This is a genomic window from Desulfobulbaceae bacterium, assembly GCA_013792005.1.
GTDB lineage: Bacteria > Desulfobacterota > Desulfobulbia > Desulfobulbales > VMSU01 > VMSU01.
On the sequence record VMSU01000142.1, the window covers coordinates 1 to 6,652 of the forward strand.

A 6,652-nucleotide genomic window follows, 5' to 3' on the forward strand; every position below is an offset into this window, starting at 1 on the left:
AAAGTCGGATCTACTGCGTCCCCGTCCAACACCAGCGGGGATTGAACTGAATTGCGTGGAAGTTTTACTCATTCGGCATACCATATGTATAACCTCATTCGCAAAACGCACCCCGCGCCTCGGAGTCTCTCTTCGCTCACGTACCTGCTCAGCCATCGGCTACCTTCTTGCGAGACTGTCAACTTTTTATTTGCTTAGGGACTTGGAAAATACTGATACACCATTTATCAGCTTAAGCATCCCGTCATTCCGGCATGGTTCCAGCCGGAATCCAGCTAAATTCCTGAATACCAGCTAGGGGCATGCTGGTATGACGGCAAAAGGAATGTGGTATTTTAAGAAATTCCAAGTCCCTTATTACCAAACTCAAGAACGATAAGGGTGTGACCGGCAAACGTGAGACGGGACAAGACGAGGACGCCACCACCCCCTCAGGCAGGATTGCCCACTGAATAAATTGCTTTTTGTCACACCATAAGTGTTTGAGATTTGACAATCGCGGCGCGTCACGATAGTGTGGGCGGTCAAGGCAGAAAGAACACATCAGACATGCCCTTATCCTGTTTTTTTGTTTACAACAAAGGGAACCAGACCGAAAGACCGGCATCAGGCAATTGTTCCTCGTTGCACCCAGCCGAACTCCTCTTCTCCGGTCTTTACAAATAGGCACCTCAGCGGCCAAGGAGTACCCCATGACAGATGATGAAACCCCGGGCCAGGCCCTCCTCAAAGTACGAGAACGGATTGATGCCATTGACAATCAGTTCCTGGAACTTTTAAAAGAACGACTGCGTTGCGCCAAAGAAATAGGCAGACTCAAAAACCAGGAAAACCGCGCCAAATGGGATCCTTTACGGGAAAGGCAGATATTCGAAAGATTAAAACTGATGAACGAAGGAGAGTTCCCAGAGCAACCGATGATCAGCATCTTCCGCGAGATAATCACCACCTGCCGTCTTTCACAAAAGACAGTGGATGTGGGATATCTCGGACCAGAAGCGACATTTTCCCACCTGGCGGCAGTAAAATATTTCGGACATTCCGCAAAATTTCTCCCTATGCAGACCATCGAGGATATCTTCCACGACGTCGAACATGGCCGAGTCCGCTACGGCATCATCCCGGTAGAGAATTCCATCGAGGGTTCGGTGACCTCGGCGCTCGATTCATTCATCAAATACCGAGTCAAGATCTGCGGCGAGGTCAACCTACCGATCAAACATAATCTGGTCAACTACAGTGGCAACATCGAGGATATCAAACAGGTGGTGAGCCATTCCCAACCCCTGGCCCAGTGCCGGGAATGGCTGCGCAAGAATCTGCCGGGCATCACGAACCAATCAGTGTTCAGCACCGGCACCGCCGCCCAGATGGCCCACCAGGACCACACGCTGGCCGCGGTGGCAAGTGAGCTAGCGATCAAGACCTACGACCTGCAGGTAGTGGCACGAGGAATTGAAGATTATCGAGGAAACACCACCCGCTTCCTGTTGATTGGCGACAAGTCGCCAAGCCGCAGCGGCCGGGATAAAACATCCTTACTATTGAGCCTGGTCGACAAACCAGGCGCCCTCTATCACACCCTGAACATCATGGCCGATAACGGCATCAATCTCACCAAGATCGAGTCAAGACCGGTCAAAGGAGAGGCTGGCAAGTATATGTTTTTTATTGATTTTATCGGACACATTGAAGATCAGATCGTGAAAAGGACCTGTGCCACTCTACGAGAGACCTGCGCCAGTTTCGAGTGGCTAGGATCATATCCCCAGATGGATGGAAGCGAGTAAGGCTTCCGCAGGGAAAGATCGAGAGCCTGCTTGGGTTACGCTTCGCCAACCCGCTCTATCCACCGATCCGCGACATCTGGCCGTGACAGCTCCCGATAATCCCGGCCTCAGCCAAGGTATGACCTTTGGGTTTCTCACGAATGGTCGCCACGATCAGTTCTTCGATCTCACGGTCGCTACACCCCGATCGGAGAACCGATTTAATGTCGGTTTCACGATCGGTAAGCAAACACGATCTGAGCTTGCCGGCCGAAGTCAACCGCAACCGGTTACAGGTATCACAGAAGTGATCGCTTAACGGACTGATAAAGCCGATAGAGCCTTGAGCACTTGGCAGAGTGAAGAGGCGGGCCGGCCCATCAAGCTTGTGGCTGGAGACTGGGGACAGTACGCCGAATACGGATTCGATCCGGGCGCGGATTTCACTGGCGGGCAGATAACGCGATTCTTGCCAGACGTTGCTATTGCCAATGGGCATAAACTCGATAAAGCGGACGTGAAACGGTTGATCCTGAACAAGCCGGGCAAAGTCGATGATCTCATCATCATTGACACCGCGCATAACCACCACGTTAAGTTTGATGGGCGAAAAACCTATCCTCCGAGCCTCCTCAATCCCAGCCCACACCCGGTCAAAGAAGTCCCCTCCGGTAATCTCGGCAAATCGCCAGCGCTTGAGACTGTCAAGGCTGATATTGAGCTTGCGGATACCCGCCTGATAAAGTTCCGCAGCCGCTCGATCCAGCAGCACGCCGTTAGTGGTCAGACGGATCTCGTCAAGCCCCGGCAGTACGGACAACTCCCCGATAAAGGGCAACACCCCGCTCCTGACCAGTGGCTCGCCGCCTGTCAACCGGACCTTGATGATTCCCAGACCAACGGCTACCCGCACCACCCGCAGAATTTCTTCATAGCTCAACAGATCAAGACGTGCGAGTTTCTCCTCACCAGCCAAGGGCCGGCAATAAAGACAACGCAGGTTACACTGGTCGGTTAAGGAGATCCGCAGATAGGAGATGGTTCGCGAGAATGAATCGAGTAAATCGGCTGGCATTTCTAATAATCCGGTTCAGTGAAAAAAGTCACCCGTCTTGCAGGCTGAACGCACTACACATAGCCCCACCTGCATAGCCTGCTCTCCCTCTGGTTGTCAAAGAGTTTCCACAAAGATGAGGTTTTTTCACTTTTAAGTGCCTATCACGACACAATCAGGTAATAAGAGAAGCTTAACACTAACCTCATGTTCGCAACTAAAATCAACACTGTACTCTAATGATTATCCTTGGCGTAGAAAGCTCCTGTGATGAAACCGCCGCCGCGGTGCTGGCCCATGGCGAGCTGGTGGCCAACGTCATCAACTCTCAAATCGATATCCATCGCCGTTATGGGGGGGTAGTGCCCGAACTGGCGTCCCGTCACCACCTCGAAAATATCTACCCGGTGGTGCAAGCAGCCCTTGATGAGGCTGGAATAACCTTAGAGCAGCTTGACGGCATGGCGGTCACTCAAGGGCCAGGTCTGGTCGGGGCACTGTTGATTGGACTCTCCTTTGTCAAGGCCATCTCTCTGGTCAAGAAGATTCCCTACGTCGGGGTCGATCACCTGGCAGGGCACCTGCTCTCCGTCTTTTTAGGGGATAAGAAACCGAAATTCCCCTTCATCGCTCTGATCGCCTCAGGCGGACATTCCAGCATCTTTCTGGTCACCTCGTTCTTTGACTATCAAATCCTGGGCCGCTCCCGTGACGATGCCGCGGGTGAAGCCTTTGACAAGGCGGCCAAACTTCTTGGACTCCCCTACCCAGGCGGCCCGATTGTCAGCCAGAGGGCTACCGAAGGCAACCGAAAGGCAATCGCTTTCCCCCGTGCCTGGCTCGCCCCGGATAGCCTCGACTTCTCCTTCAGCGGCGTCAAGACCTCTGTGGCCAACCATGTCAACGAATGTCGCAAGCGGCAACTGGAGCCCGCCATTGCTGACATCTGCGCCTCATTCCAAGAGGCGGTGGCCGAGGTCCTAGTAGTTAAGACCATCAAGGCGGCTGAGCAGCGCGGGATTAAGAGAGTTGTGGTTGCCGGTGGCGTTGCCGCCAATCCCAGGCTGCGTGAAATATTTTCCGCGCAGTGCGCCGACCGCAGCATCTCTCTCTACCTGACACCCAGCGAGTTCTGCACCGACAATGCGGCAATGATCGCCTTAGCCGGCTCCTATCAGTTTGAGGCCAAGAAAACCCTGACCTACGACATGGATGCCTACTCCAGGACACCAATACTCCAATGAACAAGTTCCAGCGAGTTCTTCGGTATTACAAGCTGCGCTTCCTCCGCCTGAAAGGCGATCCCAAACATCTTGCCCGGGGAGCGGCCTTAGGGATATTCATCGGCATTACCCCGACGATCCCGCTCCATACCATCGCCATCCTGATCGCCGCACCACTTTTCCGCGCCAACCTCATTGCCGCCTTTCTCACCAGTGTCGCCTTCTGCAACCCGCTGACCTACTTTCCCCAATACTACCTTTCCTGGCTGATTGGCAACGCGCTCACCCCGTACAATCTCACCTGGGCGCGGATCAAAGGGGTCTTGGACATCGTCCTTTCCGGGTCAGGAATCCAGGATAAACTGATTGCCCTCTCTGAACTCGGAGTTGACACGGTGATTGTCCTCTGCCTGGGAGGGACAATCCTCGCTATTCCCTTTACCGTGGCAGGCTATATCCTGACCTACAAACTCTTCAAGAAACTCCAGCATAAACGAAAATACAAGAAGCAGCCAGACTACTTTTCTTAAATAGAAAAACCGGACACCCCATGCCGACACGCAGCACGATTAAAAATATCCTCAAGGATCAACATCTGGCCCCCAAAAAACGCTTCGGCCAGAACTTCCTGGTCAACGAACAGATCGTCGAGACTATCCTGGACCGGGCAGCGCCAGACAAAGAGGACACTATCATCGAATTCGGGGTCGGCCTCGGTTCGCTCACCATCCCTCTGGCCAAACGAGTAAAACAGGTCATCGGCATTGAGATTGACTCAGGCATCGTCCAATGGCACACGGAGCAGGCAACTCTGCCTGACAATGTTTCCCTTATCCATGAGGACCTGCTCAAAACCGACCTTGCCCGCTTGGCGGCGGACTGTGGCGGACGCTTGAAGATTATCGCCAACCTTCCTTACTCCATCTCCAATCCGGTATTATTCAAGATGATCGAAAATAAGGACCACATCGCCTCTGCCGTCATCATGCTGCAAAAGGAAGTAGCAGACCGCCTGTGCGCCCAACCACGAACCAAGGCATACGGAGTGCTGTCGGTGCTCCTCGGCACCTGCGCCACAATAGAACCTCTACTCAAAATCGGCCCAGACCACTTCCATCCCCGACCGAAGGTTGACTCAATGGTCATCCGCATCACCTTCCAGGCACAACCGTTCCCTCCCGGAACCGAAGGGACATGGTCTCCAACCCTGCTGAAAGCACTGGTCAAGGTGGCCTTCCAGCAGCGCCGAAAAACGATTGTCAACGCCCTGTCAAGTGGTGCCGTCCGCACCAACGACAAGAAAATCATCAGCCAATATCTTAACCGGGCAGGCATTGCCCCCACCCGCCGCCCTGATCAACTCTCAGTCCAAGAGTATATCGCCTTGAGCCAGGCCTACGACAAGGGAGAAGCTGATGCATAATTTTGTCTTAGAAAATCCGACCAAGATTCTCTTCGGCCGTGACACCATCAATCACATCGGCACTGAGACCCGCGCCTTCGGCGCCACCGCCCTGCTGGTCTATGGCCGCCAGAGCCTGAAGGAAAACGGCATCCACGGCCAGATTATCGAAGCGCTCGCAGCAAGCGACATCACCGTCGTTGAACACGGCGGCGTCAAATCAAACCCAGTGCTAAGCCATGTCAGGCAGGGAATTGCTCTCTGCAAAGCCCATGGCGTGGATGTCATCGTAGCCGCTGGCGGCGGCAGCGTCATCGACGAAGCAAAAGCCATTGCCGCAGGTGCGGTTGTGGCGCATGATGTCTGGAAATTCTTCAAAGGCAAGGCTGGAATTACCACGCCATTGCCGATCTGCACGGTGCTGACGCTTGCTGCCTCTGGTTCTGAGATGAATGGCGGCATGGTGATCACCAACGACGAGACCAACCTCAAACTTGGCATCGGCAACAAAAAGCTCTGTCCCAAGGTCTCGATTCTTGACCCCACTGTCACATTCTCGGTGCCCCAAAACTACACTGCCTATGGCGCGGTGGACGCCATCGCCCACACCCTGGAATTCTATTTCACTGCGACAGATCCGTACACCCCGGTACAAGACCGCTTTATCGAAGGACTGATCATGAATCTGATTGAGGCCTGTGACCAGGTCCTAATTGATCCAAAGAGTTATTCCGGTCGGGCCAATCTGATGTGGTGCGCCACCATGGCCTTAAATGGCTGGACTGCCGCTGGTCTCGGCCCGATAGGCTTCCCTATGCACATGATCGAACACGCCATGAGCGCCCTCTATGATGTCCCCCACGGCGCCGGGCTATCAGTGGTCATCCCAGCCTGGCTTCGCTGGAGAGCGGCCAGAGCCCCCCATAAAATTGCCCAGTTGGCAGAACGGGTTTTCATGATCACCGAAGGGAGTATTGAAGAAAAAGCACATACAGGGATTGATCGTCTCCACGGCTGGTTTAAACAGATACACAGCCCCACCACTCTAACCGAGCTTACCATACCCGAGACGGCCATCAATACCCTGGCAACCCACAGCCTAACGCAAGCCAAACTCTGGCGCCTTGACGACTACGATACGGCAACAATCGAAGAAATCTTGCGGTTTGCCGTGGGCTCAGTTACTCCCTCACACTAAACACGT

The 6,652-nt window shown here is 53.8% G+C and carries 6 protein-coding genes; 5 read left to right on the forward strand and 1 reads right to left on the reverse strand.

Going from position 1 to position 6,652, the window contains the following annotated elements; genetic code table 11:
* Positions 1 to 692 precede the first annotated feature (692 nt).
* Complete coding sequence (gene pheA, locus FP815_08680) at positions 693 to 1,790, forward strand: prephenate dehydratase (GenBank protein ID MBA3015015.1); 1,098 nt, start codon at positions 693 to 695, stop codon at positions 1,788 to 1,790.
* A gap of 55 nt (positions 1,791 to 1,845) precedes the next feature.
* Here the strand turns inward: pheA and moaA are convergent, their stop codons facing one another.
* The gene (gene moaA / locus FP815_08685; GenBank protein ID MBA3015016.1) at positions 1,846 to 2,844 is read right to left on the reverse strand and encodes a GTP 3',8-cyclase MoaA; all 999 of its coding nucleotides are present in this window, start codon (positions 2,842 to 2,844) and stop codon (positions 1,846 to 1,848) included.
* A 218-nt stretch (positions 2,845 to 3,062) separates the two neighbouring features.
* Between moaA and tsaD the strand changes: the two genes are divergently transcribed.
* Genes tsaD through FP815_08705 form a run of 4 tightly spaced genes read left to right on the forward strand, consistent with a single transcriptional unit; the run spans position 3,063 to position 6,646 of the window.
* On the forward strand, positions 3,063 to 4,067 hold the full coding sequence (tsaD, locus tag FP815_08690) for a tRNA (adenosine(37)-N6)-threonylcarbamoyltransferase complex transferase subunit TsaD (protein MBA3015017.1): 1,005 nt from the start codon (positions 3,063 to 3,065) through the stop codon (positions 4,065 to 4,067).
* Entirely contained in the window at positions 4,064 to 4,576 is a 513-nt protein-coding gene (locus FP815_08695) for a DUF2062 domain-containing protein (GenBank protein ID MBA3015018.1), read from the forward strand. The genes tsaD and FP815_08695 overlap by 4 nt, the downstream gene beginning before the upstream one ends.
* 20 nt (positions 4,577 to 4,596) lie before the next feature.
* Positions 4,597 to 5,469, forward strand: coding sequence for a ribosomal RNA small subunit methyltransferase A (gene rsmA, locus FP815_08700; GenBank protein MBA3015019.1), 873 nt, complete (start codon positions 4,597 to 4,599; stop codon positions 5,467 to 5,469).
* On the forward strand, positions 5,462 to 6,646 hold the full coding sequence (locus FP815_08705) for an iron-containing alcohol dehydrogenase (protein ID MBA3015020.1): 1,185 nt from the start codon (positions 5,462 to 5,464) through the stop codon (positions 6,644 to 6,646). Before rsmA ends, FP815_08705 begins: the two co-directional genes overlap by 8 nt.
* Positions 6,647 to 6,652 lie beyond the last annotated feature (6 nt).